Genomic DNA, 16779 nt, shown 5'->3' with positions numbered 1-16779 from the left:
CCGGCCGGACGGCGCTCAGCCGGTGAGCGCCGTCAGCTCCAGGGCGATGCCGTCCGGGTCCTTCAGCTCGAGGATCGAGAAGTTCCCCACGTCCTTGACCGGCTCGTGGGCGACGCCGAGGCGGTCGAGGACCTCGACCGCGGCGTCCAGCTCCGAGCGCTGGCTGACGGTGAAGGAGACGTGGTCGAGCCCGACCCGGTCGGGGTCGAAGGCGTCGTCGCCGGGCGCGACGGGCCGCAGGCCGAACAGGCCGCCCGCGAAGGCGTAGATCACGCCGTCGTAGAGGAACCCGAGCTGCTCGCGCGTCGCCTCGTCGGCGTCGGCGGGCACCTCGAAGGCGACGTCCCAGCCGAAGACGGCGTCGTAGAAGGCCCGGGACCGGGCGATGTCGGTCACGGTGATCCGCACGTGCGCGTAGCCGGTGGGCGACACCCGCCCGGTGTCGGCGGTGGGCGTCGGGCTGGGGGGCGTCTCGCTCATGCGGCGACGCTCGCACGGCGGGCCGTCATCGGCGCGGCGGACCCTCCTCGGCGCGGCGGACCGGGCCCCCGGACGGGTCGTCCGAGACCGGTCACCCGGGGTCGGTCGCCCGGGGCCGGTCACCGCGGCACGTCAGTCCCGGCTGATGCTGGCGTAGGCGGCGGCGAGCAGGGAGGGGTCGGGCCCCTCGAGCCGGGTCGGCCGGGCGACGTCGTCGAGGACGACGAAACGCAGCCGGTCGCCGCGGGTCTTCTTGTCCCGGCCCATGGCCTGCAGCAGCTGCGGCCAGCGGTCGCCGCGGTAGGTGAGCGGCAGGCCGAGGGCGCCGAGCACCGAGCGGTGCCGGTCGACGACGGAGCGGTCGAGCCGCCCGGCGAGCGACGCCAGCTCGGCGGCGAAGACCATCCCCACGCTCACCGCGGCCCCGTGCCGCCACGCGAAGCGCTCCGAGAGCTCGATCGCGTGCCCCAGCGTGTGCCCGTAGTTGAGGACCTCCCGGTCGCCGGTGTCGCGCAGGTCGCGGCCGACGACGTCCGCCTTGACGGCGACCGCGCGCTCTACGAGCTCGCGCACCAGCGGTGAGGCGTGGTCGCCGACCGCGTCGGGGTCGGCCTCGACGCGCTCGAGGATGACCGGGTCGGCCACGAAGCCGCACTTGACGACCTCGGCCATCCCGGCGAGCAGGTCGTTGCGCGGCAGCGTCTCCAGCGTCGCGAGGTCGCAGAGCACGCCCGCCGGCGGGTGGAAGGCGCCGACGAGGTTCTTGCCCTCCGCGGTGTTGAGGCCCGTCTTGCCGCCGACGGCGGCGTCGACCATCCCCAGCAGGGTCGTGGGGACGTGCACCACGCGGACCCCGCGCAGCCAGGTCGCGGCGACGAAGCCCGCGAGGTCGGTCACCGTGCCCCCGCCCACGGCGACGACGGCGTCGGTGCGGGTGAAGGACGCCTGGCCGAGCACGCCCCAGCAGAAGGCGGCGACCTGCGCGGACTTGGCGTCCTCGTCGTCGGGCACCTCGGCCGCGACCGCCTCGTACCCGGCGGCCACGAGGTCCTCGCGCACCGCCTCGCCCGTGGCCCGCAGCGCGCGCGGGTGCACGACGAGGACCTTGCGCACCTCGCCGCCGAGCATCCCCGGGAGCTCGCCGAGCAGCCCCCGGCCCACGAGCACGTCGTACGGCCGCTCCCCCGCCACCGTGATCCGGGTCGTCTTGCTCTCGCTCACCCGCAGACCCTAGCCACCGGCCCACGTGCGACCGCGACGGCGCCGCGACCGGGCCGGACGTGCGACCGCCCGCGAGGTGACCTGCAGAAGTGGGCCGCCGGCGAGGTGGCGGGCCCCTGACCTGCAGGGATGATCCGGCTGTTGCACTTCTGCAGGTCAGCACGCGCGGCAGCTCCGCTCGCGGACGCCTGTGGACGAGCGCAGCGCGCGAGGGCTTCGGCTCACGACCCTGCCGGCATGGATGCCGTCGGCACGCTCCTGGACGACCTCGCGCGCCGGGGTGGCACCGCCGCCGTCGGTGCTCTCGTGCGCGACCACGGGCGCAGCACCGTCGACCGCGCTGTCACCGGTGGCGAGGTCGACCGGGTCGGCTGGGGCGTCTGCGCTCTCGCGACGACACCCACGGCGCTGCGCGCTGCGGCGTCCGTGCGCGGGGTCGTCTCGCACTCCAGCGCCGCTCAGCTGTGGATGGTCGAGCCGCTGCACCGGCCGGGCCGCGTCTGCGTCACCGTCCCTCGGACGGCGCGACGCCGACGCCCCCTTCCTGGGACCCACCTGCGCTGGGCCGACCTGTCCGCGGCCGACGTCGAGGGCCCGGTCACCTCGCCGCTGCGGACGGCTCTCGACTGCGCCCGCTCGATGCCCTTCCCCGAGGCGCTCGGGATCGCCGACGGCTTCCTGCGACGCGGGCTAGTCACCCCCGGTGAGCTGGTCAGCGCGGCGGTCGCACTCCGCGGCGCGGGTCGCGCCGCCGCCGTCACCGTGGCGGCAGCGGCGGACGGACGCAGTGCCAACCCGTTCGAGTCGGCGTTGCGCGCGGTCGTCCTGCGCAGCGGGGCCGGGAGCTTCGTGCCGCAGGTCGTGGTCGACGCCGGCCCCCTCGGCCTGGTGCGCCCCGACCTGGTGGACGAAGGGCGGTGCCTCGTCCTCGAGGCGGACAGCTTCGCGTGGCACGGCTCACGGCCGGCGCTCGTCCGTGACTGCGAGCGGTACAACGCCCTCGTCCTCGCCGGCTTCCTCGTCCTGCGCTTCACCTGGGAGCAGGTGGTCGGCGCGCCGGAAGGCGTCGCCGAGGCCGTCCGACGCGCCGTCGCCCTGGTCGACGCGGGGCGTGGGGAGCGAGGCGACCTGCAGAAGTGCCGTCCGGGTCCGAGGTCGAGGCCGTGACCTGCGACGACGCGCAGGGGGCCGGACCTCTGCAGGTCGCCTCGCGGAAGACGGGCACCCACGGTGCTGCTCCTCGTCGTCGTGGGAGCATCGCGCGACCTCGACCGCCGCTCCCCGGAGGCTGACCGTGCGCGTGCTCGTCCTCAACGGCCCGAACCTCGGTCGGCTCGGGACCCGGGAGCCGGACGTCTACGGGAGCACGACCCACGAGGAGCTGGCCGCGTCGCTGCGCGCGCACGGCGGGCGGCTCGGCCTGGAGGTCGAGGTGCGCCAGACCGACGCGGAGCACGAGATGCTCGGCTGGCTGCACGAGGCGGCCGACGAGGGCCTGCCCGTGGTCCTCAACCCCGCCGGGTGGAGCCACACGTCCGTGGCGCTGCGGGACGCGTGCGCCATGCTCACCGCGCCGCTGGTGGAGGTGCACCTCTCGAACATCCATGCGCGCGAGGAGTTCCGGCACCGCAGCCTCGTGAGCCCGATGGCCACCGGGGTCGTGGCAGGTCTGGGTCCGGGCGGCTACCTCGCGGCGCTGTCGTGGCTGGGCGGGTCGACGGGGACCACCGGCGCCGCCGCGGGCACCGGCGCGTCCCCCGACGGCCCCGCCGCGGACGAGTGATCGTCCTCGTCGGCTTCCTCGGCGCCGGCAAGACCACGGTCGGGCGCCTGCTCGCCGCCCGCCTCGACCTGCCCTTCCGCGACGCCGACCACGTGCTGGTCGAGCGGCAGGGGCGCAGCGTCGCCGAGGTCTTCGCCGCGGACGGCGAGGCCGCGTTCCGGACGCTGGAGCACGAGGTGGTCGACGACCTCCTGGCCGGCGAGGACGCGGTCGTGGCCCTCGGCGGCGGGGCGGTCGAGCACCCGGGGACGCAGCGGTCGCTGGCGGCGCTCCCGGTCCGTCGGCCCGGCGCGGAGGTCGTCCTCCTCGAGGTCGACCTCGCCGAGGCCCGCGCCCGGGTCGGGGACGACCCGGGCCGACCGATGCTCGCGCGGCCCGACCTCGCCGCGGTGCACGCCCGCCGCCTGCCGTCCTTCGCCCGCGTCGCGTCGCGGGTCGTCGCGACCGCGGGCCGCTCCCCCGCCGAGGTCGCCGACGCGGTGCTGCGCGCCGGGGAGACCGGGCGGGACGCCTGACCCGCGCGCCCGCCGCGGCGGTCCGGACCGCCTGTCAGCCGGTGACGACCACCGCGAGGACCCCCGCCGCCGCCGCGAGCAGCGACAGGAGCGCGCGGGCGCGGCCCCGGGCGAGGACGGCGCCGAGCACGAGGGCGGGGACGGCTCCCGCGGCGACGCCGGGCGGCAGGCCGCCGGCGGCGCTCGCGAGGCTCGTGGCCGCACCCGTCACCAGCTCGGCCGCGTCCCGCACGGCGCTGCCCAGCGCCTCCCGGGCCGCGACGAGCGGCGAGCCGCCCGCCGCCACGCCCGGGACCACACCGGGGACCCGCCACGCGAGGTAGGCCCAGGACGCCCCGACGGCCAGGACGGGGAAGGCGAGGACGAGGGCCACCGCCCGTCCGGCGCCCGGCTCGCCGCGCAGGGCGCTGCCGGGCCACCGCGACGCCGTCGCGGCCACGACCAGCGCCACGACTGCCGAGGCGGGCACCAGGACGGCCACCACCGCGAGGAGCAGCCCCGCCGTGAAGCCGGCGTGCGAGGCCCGCCGGCGGACGAAGGCGGCGGCGCCCAGGACGGCCGCCAGCAGACCGGCCGCCGCGCCGGCGCCGTCGGGCTCGACGAGCGCCAGGCCGCCGACGGGGGCGGCGACGAGGACCGGCAGGGCCACGGCGAGGCCCGGTCGGGACGACCGCCGCAGCGCGTCGTGCCCGGCGAGCGAGGCCGCCGCGAGGAGGGCGACCGCGAGGAGGCGCACGGCGACGTCGCCCCACCCCACGCCGGTGGTCGGCCCGGTGAGGAGCACCGCCGCGGGCGCCGAGACGTCCAGCGCCGCGGCGGTGACGACGCCCACCAGGACGGCGACCGGGGGCCCGGCCACGAGGAGGCCGACGAGGCGTCGACGTCCGTTCCCGCGGCGGGCCCGACCGCTGCGCGACGCGACCGAGCGGCCCGCGGGAGCCGGGCCCGCGGGGTGGGCTCCCGCGGCGGGGACGTCGGCGGCGGGAGCGCTCGCCCCGGGTGCCCCGGACGGAGCCGACCGACGCGGCTCAGGCGGCGCCTCCCGCGGCCCCGGCACGGCCCGGGAGGGGGTCTCCCCGGTCGTGGGCGCCGTCGGCGGGGGCGGCAGCGGTGCCGGTGAGACTGCTGAGGCCATGGGTGGTCTTCTCCCAGTAGTGCGGTCGGGTGACCAGCTGCCACAGCGCCTTGTACGCGGCGGCCGAGTGGAGCAGCCAGTAGAGGGGGTTGGCCAGCGCCCACGGCACGAGCCGGTGGTTGCGCCGGCGGAAGGCGCCGAGCATCGAGACGTAGACCATGAGGCCGTTGCCGAGCAGCAGGTTGCCGAGGCTCAGCCAGAGCACCCACCCCGGGAAGAGCCCGTCGAGGCGGTCGCCGAGCACGAGCGAGGCGAGGAAGACGGCGTAGAGGGGCGGGCCGAGCAGGAAGCTCAGCGGCGTGCCGCCGACGAGCGCCGCGAAGCCCAGCGCCTGCCGCACGCCGGTCTCCCGCACGAGCGCGACGGGTCGGCGCAGGTGCACGAGCGTCGTCTGCAGGTACCCCTTGATCCACCGGGACCGCTGCCGGACCCAGTTGCCGTAGGCGCGGTTGGCCTCCTCCATCGTCGTGGAGCGGATGACGCCGACGGTCAGGCCCGCGGCCGCGGCGCGGATGCCGAGGTCGGCGTCCTCGGTGACGTTGTGCGGGTCCCAGCCGCCGAGGAGCCGGAGCTCCCGCGTGCGGAAGTGGTTCGACGTGCCGCCCAGCGGGATCGGCAGCCGGTGGGCGTCGAGCCCGGGCAGCATGTAGTCGAACCAGAACGAGTACTCGAGGGTGAACATCCGCGTCAGCGCGTTCTCCTCGGCGTTCCAGTAGTTGAGGGCCGCCTGCACGCAGACGAGGGAGTCGTCGCCGGCCTCGCGCGCGCGGCGGAAGGCGACGACGGCGCGCTTGAGCTGGTCCGGGTCGGGCCGGTCCTCGGCGTCGTAGATGACGAGGTGCTCGCCGCGGGCGAAGAAGAGCCCGACGTTGCACGCCTTCGGCTTGGTCTGGGGGCCGCCGCGGGGCACGCGGACGAACGTGACGGTCTCGGGGCAGCGCGCGCCGCGGGCGGCGTCGAGGGTCTCGTCGTCGTCCTCCTCGAGCAGCAGGAGGATCTCCAGCTTGTCCGCCGGGTAGTCCAGCCGGCCGAGGTTCTCGACGAGGTCGGCGACGACGTCCGCCTCCCGGTAGACCGGGACGAGCACGGTGTAGACCGGCAGGTCCTCGTCGCGCAGGGCGGCCACGTCGGCGTCGCTGATGGCGAGCACGGAGCCGCCCCGCGCCGGGGGACGACCGGAGCCGGCGGCCGGTGCGTCGCCCTCGTGCTCGTGCTCGTGACGGGCCCCGGCCATGCAGACGGCGAACTTGAAGAGCACGGAGAGGCCGAAGCCGAGCGCGACGGCGGCCGAGGCGACGACCAGCGACGTCCGGGGCGCCAGCACCACGGCGACCGCGACGAGGACGGCGGAGACGACCGCGACGACGCGCTGGCGCCCGTCGAGCACGCGACGGGCGGACAGGACGTCGCTGCGGCGCCACAGCCCGTTGGCGGCCTCGTCGACGAGGTGGGCGCCGTACAGGCGCATGAGGCCCTGCGAGACGTCCCAGCCGCTCGTCACGCCGACGGTGACCGGCCCGCGGTGCCCGGCGGCGGCGAGCGCCCGCTCGACGCGGGCGTGGCGCTCCGGGGTCGGCCGCTCGGCGGACGCGACGAGGACGCCGCCGGCCTCGCGGCGCACGGGCAGCCAGCCCTCCGCGGCGAGACGGGCCGGGTCGAGCCCGAGGCCAAGCGAGGCGTCGAGACCGGCCGCGGGGACGTCGACGAAGTCGCGCCCCCACAGCGCGGCGAGCGTGCGGTAGAGGTCCTGGCGGGCCACGAGGCCGGAGGCGACGAGCACGTCCCCGAGGCGGCTGCGGGACCGGCGCTGCGCCGTGAGGGCGTCCTCGAGCTGGCCCGCCGTGAGCAGGCCCCGGTCGACGAGGGCGGCGCCGAGGGGCACGGGCGCGTCGGCGTCGGCCCGGGGCGCGGGCACCGCCGCGGCGCCGGGCGCGGTGGAGGCCGGGGACCGGTGGGCGCCGCCGGCGGGCAGGGGGGTCGTGGTCATCGGGCGCCTCCGCGGGCAGGCCCGGTCGTCCTCCCCGCGAGAGGCATCGGCACCCGTCCGGGTGACCTTGAGACGGCCCCCGGTCCGGCGTGCGCGGGAGCCGGAGGTGGTGGGCCGGAGGTGGTGGGCCGGAGGTGGTGGGCCGGGGGTGCCGGCCGTGCGGGTGAGCCGGTCTACCCGGCCGCGCGCTCGCTGCGCAGCGCCTCGGGGAGGGCGTCGAGGTAGGACGTGACGTTGCGACGGGTCTCGGTGACCGAGTCGCCGCCGAACTTCTCGACGACGGCCTCGGCGAGCACCAGCGCCGTCATCGCCTCGGCGACGACGCCGGCGGCCGGCACGGCGCAGACGTCGGAGCGCTGGTGGTGCGCCCGCGCGTCCTCGCCCGTGGCGACGTCGACGGTCGCGAGCGCCCGGGGCACCGTGGCGATGGGCTTCATGGCCGCCCGCACCCGCAGGACGTCGCCCGTGCTCATGCCCCCCTCCGTGCCACCGGCGCGACCGGTGCGACGGCGCAGGCGCCCGTCGTCCCCGCGCTCGATCTCGTCGTGGGCCGCCGACCCGCGGCGGGCCGCGGTGCGGAAGCCGTCGCCGACCTCGACGCCCTTGATCGCCTGGATGCCCATGAGCGCCCCGGCGAGTCGGGAGTCGAGCCGGCGGTCCCAGTGCACGTGGCTCCCCAGGCCCGGGGGGAGGCCGTAGGCGAGGACCTCGACGACGCCGCCGAGCGTGTCGCCGTCCTTGTGGGCCGCGTCGACCTCCGCGACCATCGCGGCCGACCCGGCCGGGTCGAGGCTCCGCACGGGGTCGGCGTCGAGCGCGTCGACGTCGTCGGGACCGGGCAGCACGGCGTCGTCGGCGGAGCCGGCGGTGCCGATGGCGACGGTGTGGCTGACGAGCCGGATGCCGGCCGCCTGCTCGCAGAACGCCGCGGCGACGGCGCCGAGCGCGACGCGGGCCGCCGTCTCGCGGGCGCTGGCGCGCTCGAGGACGGGCCGGGCCTCGTCGAAGCCGTACTTCTGCATCCCCACGAGGTCGGCGTGACCGGGACGGGGCCGGGTGAGCGGGGCCCCGCGCTTCTGCCCGGCGAGCTCGTCGGCGTCGACGGGGTCGGCGGACATCACGGTCGACCACTTCGGCCACTCGGTGTTGGCGACCTGGATCGCCACGGGGCCCCCCTGCGTGAGCCCGTGGCGCAGCCCGCCGAGGACGGTGACCGCGTCGGCCTCGAAGGACATCCGCGCGCCTCGCCCGTAGCCGAGACGGCGGCGGGCGAGCGCCGCCTGCACGTCGGCCGTCGTCACGGCGACGCCGGCCGGCACCCCCTCGAGGACACCGACGAGCGCCGGACCGTGGGACTCCCCTGCCGTCAGCCACCTGAGCACGCGCGTGATCCTCGCACCGGTGGCCGGCGGGGTGGTCGGCGCGCCCGCGACGTGGGCAGCGGCGAGGGGCCGGAGCCCGAGACGGTCAGGAGATCGTCACCGTCTCCCCCCGGACCAGCTGCAGCACACCGGTGCTCGTGCGGACCGCCGCGGTCTCGACGGTGCCGCCGGCGCCGTCGGAGGCGGTGCCCCCGCCGGTGAACACGACGTCGGACTCCGGGGCCTGCAGCCCGAGCGGGCTGCCCGCCGTGGCGGCGACCGTCGTGCCGTCCGTGCCGTCGACGAGCGTGAAGACGTACCAGCCGCCCTCGCGCACGTCCGTCCACGTCACCTGCAGGCCGGCGGGGACCGGCGCCGCGGACGTCGTCGTCGCGGGCGCCGAGCCGTCGGCGGGGGGCGTCCCGGGCGCGGGGCTCGTGGTGGTCCCGGTCGTGCCCGAGGTGCCCGTCCCGGTGCCGACGGTGCCGGTGCCGGCGGTCCCGGTGTCGGTGCCGGTCCCGCCGCCGGTGGCCGCCGGCTCCACGACGTCCGGGTCTGCGGCCGCGCCGCCGGTACCCCCGGCGAAGGGGTCGCGCACGACGGCCTCCTCGGCGAGCGCGGGCTCCGCGGCGGCGGCCTCGCCCGCCGCCGCCCCCGCGGTCGGCGCCGGTGCGGCGCTCACCACGGGCAGGACCTCCTCCTCGGCGGACGGTCCGCCGAGGAGGAGGACCCCACCGAGGACCGCGAGCGCGGCCGCCCCGGCGCCGGCCAGCACGAGCAGGCGGCGGCGGGAGCCCGGCGCGGGCGCGGGCGTGCTCGCCGGGACCACACGACCCGGCGGCGCGGGCGAGGACCCGGACAGGGACGAGGACGAGGGGGGAGGCAGGGCGGCTCCCACGGCGGCCAGGGCGGAGCCCGCACCGGCGGGCGCCGCGCCCGACGCGCCGGGCAGCCGGGGGGCCGGGACGCCGGTGGGGCCGGCGACCGTCGGCGGGACCGGCCGGGGCGTCACGGCGACCGTCGGCGGGGCCGGCCGGGGCGTCCCGGCGGTCGTCGGCGCCCCGGGAGGTCCGGGGGCCGGGCCGAGCAGCACGCGAGGTGCTCCGGCCGGCAGCTCGAGGGCCCCGGGTCCGGACCCCGTGGGTGTCCGCGGCACCGGGGAGGGCGCGGTGACGGCCGCACCGGCGCCCGTCGTCCGGGGACCGGCCACCGGGGAGGCGGCCGTCGGCGCGGACGGCGTGAGGGGCGAGGCGAAGGGGTTGTCCCCGAAGAGCGGTCCCCCGAGGCCGCTCCCCCCGCCGGGGGCGTCGTCGGGTCGTCCGGCCGGCTGGGTCCCGGTGCTCACTGCGTCTCCCCGGTGGTCTGCGTGGTGGGGACCGGCTGCGGCGACGGGGCGCCGGAGCCGGTCGGGCTGCTCGTGGGCAGGGACGTCCCGGAGGACGCGGCGACGACGTCCACGGGGGTCACGCCCTCCGTCGGCACGGCGTCGGGCGCCTCCGTCGTGCCGCCGCCGACCGGCGGGGACGCCGCCAGCTCGGCGAGCCGCGCGTCGGCGTCGGTCGCCGGCAGCGTGAAGACCTCCGCGGTCATCGAGAGCTGGAGGGTCCCGCTCTCCCCGGCGGTCATCGTGACGCCGCGGACGAGGACCGCGCGGGCCATCTCCACCTGGACCAGGCGCAGCAGCTCCTGGACCTGCGGGAAGGTGCCCTCCGCGGTGATGGTCACGGGCACCGTCTCCACGCCCGGGACGGCGGCCGCCTCGGCCGGAGCCGCCGCCGCGCCGTCCGTCGTCGTGCCGTCCGTGGCGGTGCCGTCCGTCGCCGTGCCGTCCGTGGCGGTGCCGTCCGCGGGCGCCGCCGTGCTCGTCGCCGAGGGGACGGGGGTGGGGACGGCCGCGGCCGCGGGGTCGACGACGGGCTCGGTGGGCGTGACGCCGGTGAGCTCGACGCCGGCCTGCTCCGCCAGCGCGGAGACCTGCCGCAGGAGGTCGGGCAGCGCCGCGTCCACCGGGACCTGCTCGCGCAGGCGGGCCACCTCGGCGCGCGTCGCGGGCACGTCGGCGAGCTGCATCTCCAGCTGCTGCACCTGGGCGGCGAGGGCGTCGTTGGTGCTCGCCGTCGCGACGGTCTGCTCCCGCAGCGCCGCGGCCTCCTCCTGCCGGGGCCCCACGAGCAGGAACCAGGTGGCGGTCGCGGCGAGCAGGGTCAGGAGCACGGTCCCGCCCACCCATGCGGTGGTGCGCGTCAGCCTCACGTCAGCTGCCCGTCCCCTCGGTCGTCGTCTCGTCGGCCACGTCCCCGTCGGTCGTGCCCCCGACGGTCGTGCCCCCGTCGGTCGTGCCCCCGTCGGTCGTCGCGGCGTCGGCGCCCGGGTACCGGTGCGAGAGCGCCTCGTCGGAGACGTCGGCGTGCGCCTGCACGACCGTCCCGTCGCCCTCGCCCTCCGCGGTGGTGCTGTCCGCCCAGGGCCCGTCGAGGCCGGGGACGTCGCCGAGGACGTCGAGGAGGTCCGCGGTGTCGGGGACGGCGCTGCCCTCGAGCGAGAGCGTCATGCTCCCGAGCGCGGCGGCAGGTGCTCCCGCGACGGCAGCGGTCGGGTCGACGGCGCCGTCGTCCCCGAGCTGCATGTCGAGCGTGGTCAGCCGCAGGTCCGCCGGCAGGGCGTTCGAGAGGCGGGCCGAGTACCGGTACCAGAGGACGTCGTCCGCCATGGCGGTGTCGCGCGCCTGCTCGAGCGCCGCCTGCTGGCCGCGGAGCAGGGGCACCTCGGCGTACTGCGCCTGCTCGGCCTGCAGGGCGCTCGTGCGCGCCTGCTCGGTCGCCAGGTCCTGCTGCGCGTCGGCGACGCCGGCACCCGCCAGGAGCGTGGCGCCCGCGGCGCCGACGAGGACGAGGGCGAGCCCGGCCGCCAGGCCCAGCTGCAGGCGGCGGAAGCGGTCGCCCGCGGCGACCGAGGCCGGGAGGAGGTCGACGCGCGGGACGCCGCCGAGGACGACGACCTCCACGTCGGCGCCGTCCGCGCGCCGCTGCCCCGGGAGGCCGGCGCCGCCCGCGGTCCCGGGCGTGGAACCGAAGGTGCTCGAGAAGCTCACGCCGCACCTCCGAGGGCGAGGCCGACGGGCACGCCGCCGAGCGCGGCCACCTCGCCGGCGAGCTCCCCGTCGGCCCCGCCGCGGCCGACGACCAGGCGGGAGAGCGCGTCACCGCGCCGAACCGGCAGCCCGACGACGTCGGAGAGGAGGTCGGCGAAGCCGGGGACCAGGGCCGTCCCCCCGACGAGGACGACGGAGCGCAGCGGGTCGCCGCCCTGCGTCGCCGAGTAGTAGTCGAGCGACCCGCGGACGCCCTCGGCGAGGCGCTCGGCGGCGCGGGTGACGACCGCCGCCGAGCGGGGGTCGCCCCCGTCGACGCGCCCGTCGACGTCGACGCCCTCGTCGCGCAGCAGGCGCCGGGCGTCGTCCGGGTCGAGGCCGGAGGTGACGAGCTCGTCGACGACGCGGTCCCCGCCGCCCAGCAGCACGCGGACGAAGCGCGGGCCGCCGCGCGACTGCACGGCGACGTTCGTCACGCGGGCGCCCACGTCGACGACGGCCTCGGCGCCGTCACGGCTGCCGGCCGGGCTGGCGACCGAGCGCAGCAGCGCGAAGGGCACGAGGTCGACGCCGGCCACCCGCAGCCCGGCCGCCCTGACGGCCTCGACCCGGGCGAGCACGGCGTCCTCGGCGGCCGCGACGAGCAGGCCCCGGACCGTGGTCTGCCCCTCGGCCGTGCGCTCCTCGACGGGCAGGAAGTCCAGGACCGCCTGGTCGACGGGCATCGGCAGGACGTCCTGGACCTGGAAGGGCAGGGCCTTGCGGATCTCCTCCGGCGGCATCTTCGGGAGGTCGACCGTGCGCACGACGACGCGCTGGGAGGCGACGCCGATGACGACGCGCTTCGAGCGGAACCGTCCGAGGGACCACAGCTCCTTGACGGCCGCCGTGACCGCGGGCCCGTCGAGGACGTCGCCGTCGCGGACGGCGCCGTGCGGCAGGCCGACGGACGCGAAGCGCTCCAGGACCGGGCCGGAGCGCGTGTGGGCCACCTCGGCGGCGCGGACGCCCGAGGTCCCGATGTCGAGACCGACGCTCGTGCGGGGCACGGCACCTCCTCTGGGACGGACGCCGGCAGGCGCCCCGACGGCGGGGTGCCGTCCCGCACCTCATCGGCACCCGGGGGTCCGCCTTGAGCCGTGCGGGTGGTCGTCCTCGCGGGGGAGGCTCAGCCCAGGCCGACGAGGTGCAGGTAGCCCTGCGCGAGCTCCGGGCCGACGACCACGCCGAGCGCCGCGCCGAGGAGCATGAACGGGCCGAAGGGGATGGCGGACGTGCGGCCGGCCCGTCGGGTCGCGAGCAGGGCGACGCCGACGAGGCCGCCCACGAGGAAGGCGGCGAAGGCCCCGACGACCAGCGGCGCCCAGCCCAGGTAGCCGAGGTGCATCCCCAGCAGGCCGGCGAGCTTGACGTCGCCGAACCCCATGCCGCCCGGCTTCGCGACCGCGAGGCCGAAGTAGAGCAGCCAGAGCGCGGCGAGCCCGACGGCCGCCCGCCCGAGGGACCACCAGTCCTGCTGCAGCGCAGCGGCTCCGACCAGGAGCACCGCGCCGACGACGTAGGACGGCAGGACGATGCGGTCGGGCAGCCGGTGGTGCTCGAGGTCGATCGCGGTGAGGGCGACGGCGACGCAGGCCAGGTAGAGGAAGGCCGGCAGCGCGGGCACGGGGCCGAGCTCCAGCGCCGTGAGGGCCAGCAGGGCGGCCGTGCCCGCCTCGAGCAGCGGGTAGCGGGCGCTGATCGGCGCGCGGCAGTCCCGGCACCGCCCCCGCAGGACGAGCCACGACAGGACGGGCACGTTGTCGCGCACCCGCAGCCGGTGCCCGCACCGCGGGCAGGCGCTGGGCGGGGAGACGACCGACTCCCCCGCCGGCACCCGGTGGACGACGACGTTGAGGAAGGAGCCGACGAGCAGGCCCAGGACGGCGCAGGCGAGGACGAGGGCGGCGGTCACGAGTCCTCGCGGAAGCCGGTCTGGCTGGAGGGGGTGAAGCTCGGCGGCGCGTTCCACTTCTGGGCGCTGCCGCCGGTGCAGGCGCTCCACCGCACGGAGGACCACTCCGTCGTCCCGACGTTCCCGGCCGACGCGGCCGTCTGCGGCCCCACGTCGAGGCAGCGGCCGGTGCTGTCGACGATGGTGTAGCTGCGGGCGTAGTCGACCGTGCCGTCCGCGGCGGTGACCTCCCGGTTCACGACGAGCCGCTGCGACGGCGCGCCCGAGCACGTCCGCAGCTGGAGAGCGGTGCCCGTGGCCGCCGCGCCGTCGAGGCAGACCCGGGGGACGCCGCGGGCCCTCGCGCTCGCGTAGTCCTCGTTGGTGCTCCCGTAGTAGGTGGACATCTCCGACCGGCCCGCGGCGTCCGGGGCGCCGTAGAGCCACCCCTGGTTCCAGCGCAGCTCACCGGTCCTCGGGTCCTGCTTGCAGGGGAAGAGGATGAGGTCGTTGGTGATGCGCCAGCTGTTGACGTCGAGGCACCGGCCGTACTCGGCGTAGCTGACCCAGTGGATCACCCGGTCCGGCTGGCTCGCGGAGACGCTGCCCGCCCGGCCGGAGCCGACGGCCTGGGCGATGGTGAAGGCGGTGCCGCACGACGAGGAGGCCTGCAGGAGACCGCTGGCCGCGCAGAGCTGTCGCGAGGCCCCGCCGACGCCGTCGGGGTACCCGTAGAAGATGCGCCCGTCGCTGACGCCCCACGACTGGTGGAGGAGGCCGTCGCACAGCGCGAGGGACGCCGGCAGGGTCGCGCTGCCGGCGCCGGCCGCGCGGTCGGCCGTGACGCACAGCGGGGCCGTGGTCACGCTGGGGGCGAGGACGAGCGTGAGGTCGTCGCGCCACGAGAACTTCTGCAGCGGCGAGGTGGCCGAGCACGTCGCCATCCGGATCGCCGCGCCCGGTGCGGCCGCGTCGGCCTGCCAGCAGGTGGACCCGGACGCCAGCGTGCCCCCGACGACGTTGGTCGTGCCCGTGCGGAAGGAGTAGACGAGCTCGGTGGTCCGGTCCGCCTCGCCGGCCCCCACGCCCCCCGCGGCCGGCGCGGCGCCCGTCGAGGTGATGAGGGCGTACTGCGGGACGGCCGCCAGCGGGCACGGCATCGCGGCCGCGGTGCGCTGCGTCGTCGTCATGTCCTCGGGGTCGGCGAGGAAGTACCGCACGGTCACGGCGTAGGTGTAGTCCCCCGGCTGACCGCCGACGGCGCCGGAGGCGGCCGTGCCGCCGCCCGGGCAGGGCAGCAGCGAGCGGTCGCCCACGACGCTGCCGGCGACCAGCGGGTCCGGCGTGGTGGCGCTCTGCAGCATGCTCAGCGCGACCTGGGTGCCGGCCTCGGAGGCGTGCAGCGCTCGGACGTGCTTGCGCTCGACCGCGGTGGGGCGGACCTGCGACGTCACGGCCGTCAGCGCCAGCAGCGCGAGGCTCGCCCCCAGCATCATGACGACGAGGACGAGGACGAGGGCGGCCCCTCCGTCGCGCCGGTCCGCGGGCGTACCGGGCCGTGGGTCCGCCGACGCCTGTGCCGCGCGCACGACGGCGAGCGGGCCGGGCCACCTGCCGGGTCGGCTCACGGTCGTCCTCCCTGGGTGCACACGTGGGTGGTGGTGGTCAGGCCGTTCGTCACGGTGCTGGCGGTGGTGTTGCGGGCGACCAGGGTGACGTCCAGCTGCGCAGACCGCGTGCTCCCGTGCTCGGCGGTGAGAGCGACCTCGAGGCGCTGGCGTCCGTGGACGGCGTCGGCCGGCTGCATCTGCAGCGGCGGCGTCGCCGTCGCGGCCGGGACGACGAGCTCGGTGACCACCGTGCGCCAGCCGGAGGCGCCGGTGGTCCCCGACGTGGGGTACGTGCGGTAGGCGAGCGTCCCGTCGGCGGACAGGCGCCACTGCGCGCAGGAGGACGCGCCGCCGGCGTCCGCGGGCGCGAGGCGCATCTCCAGGTACCAGGCACCCGCCTGCGCGGTGGCACGGTTGAGCGCCTCGGCGCTGCGCACCTGGGCGTCCAGGACCGTGTAGGCGCGGCGCAGGTCGGCGGCGTCGTCCGCGCTGTTCGTCGCGGTCACGGTCTCCCGGGTGGCGCCGACCACGACGGCCATGACGAGACCCGCGAGCAGCGAGAGCAGGCTCATCGCGACGACGAGCTCCACGAGCGTGAACCCGGCCTCACCCCGCCGCACCCGTCGGGGACGGCCCCTCGAGCCCGCGCTCACGGCGTCACCGTGACCGTGACGAGGGCCGTGCTCGTGCGACCGGCGGCGTCCTGCAGGGTGTAGCGGAAGACGTCCGTGTACCCGGTGCCGACGAGGCGCTCGACCAGCGTGAGGCTCCCGGCCGTGTAGGTGACGGCTCCCACGCTGGCCCCGGCGAGGGCGACGCTCCCCCGGACGAGCCCGGCCGGGGCCACGGCCGTCACCGGTCGGGCGGGGTCGAGGGTCCCCAGGTCGTTGCTCTTGACGTTGATCTCGACGGAGCCGCCGGCCGCGACCGTGGCGGCGTCCGGCTTGGCCACCCCGACGAGCCCGCCGACGGAGGCGCCGCTCGTGAGGAACTGCGGGTCCGGCAGGGGGTCGACGAGCGAGGAGAGCACGAAGCGGCAGGCGGCACCGCCGCAGCTCGTACCGGCGCCCTCGCTCCAGGAGACGGCCACGACGACGCGCAGCAGCGTGGTCCCGACCGTGGTCGCGCTGCTGCAGGGAGCCGAGGTGGTCAGGGGCCGTCGGCAGGTGCCGACGTAGCGGTCGACGATGTAGTCGACGCCGCTCACGGCGGCGGTCGTCCGCAGCGGTACGACCGGGGTGCTCCCGCCGAGGGCGGTGGGGTCGGACGCGGGCGCCGTCTGCGCCAGCGCGGCGGCGACGTCGGGCGGGGCGGCCGCCCACTGCGCCGCGACGAGGTCGGCGGTGCGCCCGCCGACGACGGCGCTGGCGGTCGCGGTGGCAGCCGCAGGGGTGACGGTGCGGACGAGCTCCATCGCCTCGTCGGCGAGGGCGACTGCGGCTTGCTTGCGCGCCAGCGACTGCGTCAGCGCGGAGCTGCGCCCGAAGAAGACGAGCAGGGATGCGCCGACGGCCACGACGAGCACCATGGCGACGACGACCTCGACGAGCGTGAGGCCGGCGTCGCCCGAGGGGGCCCGGTGCTCGCGCTGCTCGCGCATCCCCGTCCCCCCACGGCTCGACGTCGTCGGCGCCGGTCCTCCGGGCGCCTGCCGGAGCATCGG

Annotated in this window: 16 protein-coding genes; 3 read left to right on the top strand and 13 right to left on the bottom strand. The window is 77.5% G+C overall.

Annotated elements, in window-relative coordinates; genetic code table 11:
• Nucleotides 1-15 precede the first annotated feature (15 nt).
• Together WDZ17_RS05135 and aroB are read right to left on the bottom strand one after the other, a co-directional pair.
• Entirely contained in the window at nucleotides 16-480 is a 465-nt protein-coding gene (locus WDZ17_RS05135) for a VOC family protein (RefSeq protein ID WP_339574062.1), read from the bottom strand.
• A gap of 132 nt (nucleotides 481-612) precedes the next feature.
• Complete coding sequence (gene aroB, locus WDZ17_RS05130) at nucleotides 613-1701, bottom strand: 3-dehydroquinate synthase (RefSeq protein ID WP_339574061.1); 1089 nt, start codon at nucleotides 1699-1701, stop codon at nucleotides 613-615.
• 237 nt (nucleotides 1702-1938) lie between these two features.
• Here aroB and WDZ17_RS05125 point away from each other — a divergent pair, with 237 nt between their 5' ends.
• The 3 genes from WDZ17_RS05125 to WDZ17_RS05115 all read left to right on the top strand — a co-directional run bounded on the left by WDZ17_RS05125 (nucleotide 1939) and on the right by WDZ17_RS05115 (nucleotide 3999).
• Entirely contained in the window at nucleotides 1939-2868 is a 930-nt protein-coding gene (locus WDZ17_RS05125; RefSeq protein WP_339574060.1) for a hypothetical protein, read from the top strand.
• 127 nt (nucleotides 2869-2995) lie between these two features.
• The gene (gene aroQ, locus WDZ17_RS05120; RefSeq protein ID WP_339574059.1) at nucleotides 2996-3484 is read left to right on the top strand and encodes a type II 3-dehydroquinate dehydratase; all 489 of its coding nucleotides are present in this window, start codon (nucleotides 2996-2998) and stop codon (nucleotides 3482-3484) included.
• A complete protein-coding gene (locus tag WDZ17_RS05115; protein ID WP_339574058.1) occupies nucleotides 3481-3999 on the top strand; it encodes a shikimate kinase in 519 nt (172 codons plus the stop codon). Before aroQ ends, WDZ17_RS05115 begins: the two co-directional genes overlap by 4 nt.
• Before the next feature lie 34 nt (nucleotides 4000-4033).
• Here the strand turns inward: WDZ17_RS05115 and WDZ17_RS05110 are convergent, their stop codons facing one another.
• The 11 genes from WDZ17_RS05110 to WDZ17_RS05060 form a co-directional block, all read right to left on the bottom strand.
• A complete protein-coding gene (locus WDZ17_RS05110) occupies nucleotides 4034-4858 on the bottom strand; it encodes a hypothetical protein (protein ID WP_339574057.1) in 825 nt (274 codons plus the stop codon).
• A 169-nt stretch (nucleotides 4859-5027) separates the two neighbouring features.
• The gene (locus WDZ17_RS05105) at nucleotides 5028-7121 is read right to left on the bottom strand and encodes a glycosyltransferase (RefSeq protein WP_339574056.1); all 2094 of its coding nucleotides are present in this window, start codon (nucleotides 7119-7121) and stop codon (nucleotides 5028-5030) included.
• A gap of 173 nt (nucleotides 7122-7294) precedes the next feature.
• A complete protein-coding gene (gene aroC, locus WDZ17_RS05100; RefSeq protein WP_339574055.1) occupies nucleotides 7295-8503 on the bottom strand; it encodes a chorismate synthase in 1209 nt (402 codons plus the stop codon).
• An 85-nt stretch (nucleotides 8504-8588) separates the two neighbouring features.
• Nucleotides 8589-9827: a hypothetical protein gene (locus tag WDZ17_RS05095; protein WP_339574054.1), complete on the bottom strand. Its 1239-nt coding sequence runs from the start codon at nucleotides 9825-9827 to the stop codon at nucleotides 8589-8591.
• A complete protein-coding gene (locus tag WDZ17_RS05090) occupies nucleotides 9824-10735 on the bottom strand; it encodes a type 4a pilus biogenesis protein PilO (RefSeq protein ID WP_339574053.1) in 912 nt (303 codons plus the stop codon). Before WDZ17_RS05090 ends, WDZ17_RS05095 begins: the two co-directional genes overlap by 4 nt.
• A 1-nt stretch (nucleotide 10736) precedes the next feature.
• Complete coding sequence (locus WDZ17_RS05085) at nucleotides 10737-11573, bottom strand: hypothetical protein (RefSeq protein WP_339574052.1); 837 nt, start codon at nucleotides 11571-11573, stop codon at nucleotides 10737-10739.
• The gene (gene pilM / locus WDZ17_RS05080) at nucleotides 11570-12622 is read right to left on the bottom strand and encodes a type IV pilus assembly protein PilM (RefSeq protein ID WP_339574051.1); all 1053 of its coding nucleotides are present in this window, start codon (nucleotides 12620-12622) and stop codon (nucleotides 11570-11572) included. Before pilM ends, WDZ17_RS05085 begins: the two co-directional genes overlap by 4 nt.
• A 119-nt stretch (nucleotides 12623-12741) precedes the next feature.
• Nucleotides 12742-13527 (bottom strand): prepilin peptidase, encoded by a 786-nt coding sequence (locus tag WDZ17_RS05075; RefSeq protein ID WP_339574050.1) that lies wholly within the window; start codon nucleotides 13525-13527, stop codon nucleotides 12742-12744.
• Nucleotides 13524-15134, bottom strand: coding sequence for an RICIN domain-containing protein (locus WDZ17_RS05070; RefSeq protein WP_339574049.1), 1611 nt, complete (start codon nucleotides 15132-15134; stop codon nucleotides 13524-13526). Before WDZ17_RS05070 ends, WDZ17_RS05075 begins: the two co-directional genes overlap by 4 nt.
• Nucleotides 15131-15769, bottom strand: a complete 639-nt coding sequence (locus tag WDZ17_RS05065; RefSeq protein WP_339574048.1) for a PulJ/GspJ family protein — start codon at nucleotides 15767-15769, stop codon at nucleotides 15131-15133. Before WDZ17_RS05065 ends, WDZ17_RS05070 begins: the two co-directional genes overlap by 4 nt.
• Nucleotides 15766-16716: an Ig-like domain-containing protein gene (locus tag WDZ17_RS05060; RefSeq protein ID WP_339574047.1), complete on the bottom strand. Its 951-nt coding sequence runs from the start codon at nucleotides 16714-16716 to the stop codon at nucleotides 15766-15768. The genes WDZ17_RS05065 and WDZ17_RS05060 overlap by 4 nt, the downstream gene beginning before the upstream one ends.
• Nucleotides 16717-16779 lie beyond the last annotated feature (63 nt).

The organism is Pseudokineococcus basanitobsidens, from assembly GCF_037482545.1.
Lineage (GTDB): Bacteria > Actinomycetota > Actinomycetes > Actinomycetales > Quadrisphaeraceae > Pseudokineococcus > Pseudokineococcus basanitobsidens.
Note: the sequence above shows the minus strand (reverse complement) of the source record. Positions and strands in the feature narration are given on the sequence as shown.

Bases quoted from the DNA above. Each gene is read 5' to 3' on its own strand.
- WDZ17_RS05135 (WP_339574062.1), bottom strand. From the start codon at position 480: ATGAGCGAGACGCCCCCCAGCCCGACGCCCACCGCCGACACCGGGCGG.
- WDZ17_RS05125 (WP_339574060.1), top strand. From the start codon at position 1,939: ATGGATGCCGTCGGCACGCTCCTGGACGACCTCGCGCGCCGGGGTGGC.
- WDZ17_RS05105 (WP_339574056.1), bottom strand. From the start codon at position 7,121: ATGACCACGACCCCCCTGCCCGCCGGCGGCGCCCACCGGTCCCCGGCC.
- WDZ17_RS05060 (WP_339574047.1), bottom strand. From the start codon at position 16,716: ATGCGCGAGCAGCGCGAGCACCGGGCCCCCTCGGGCGACGCCGGCCTC.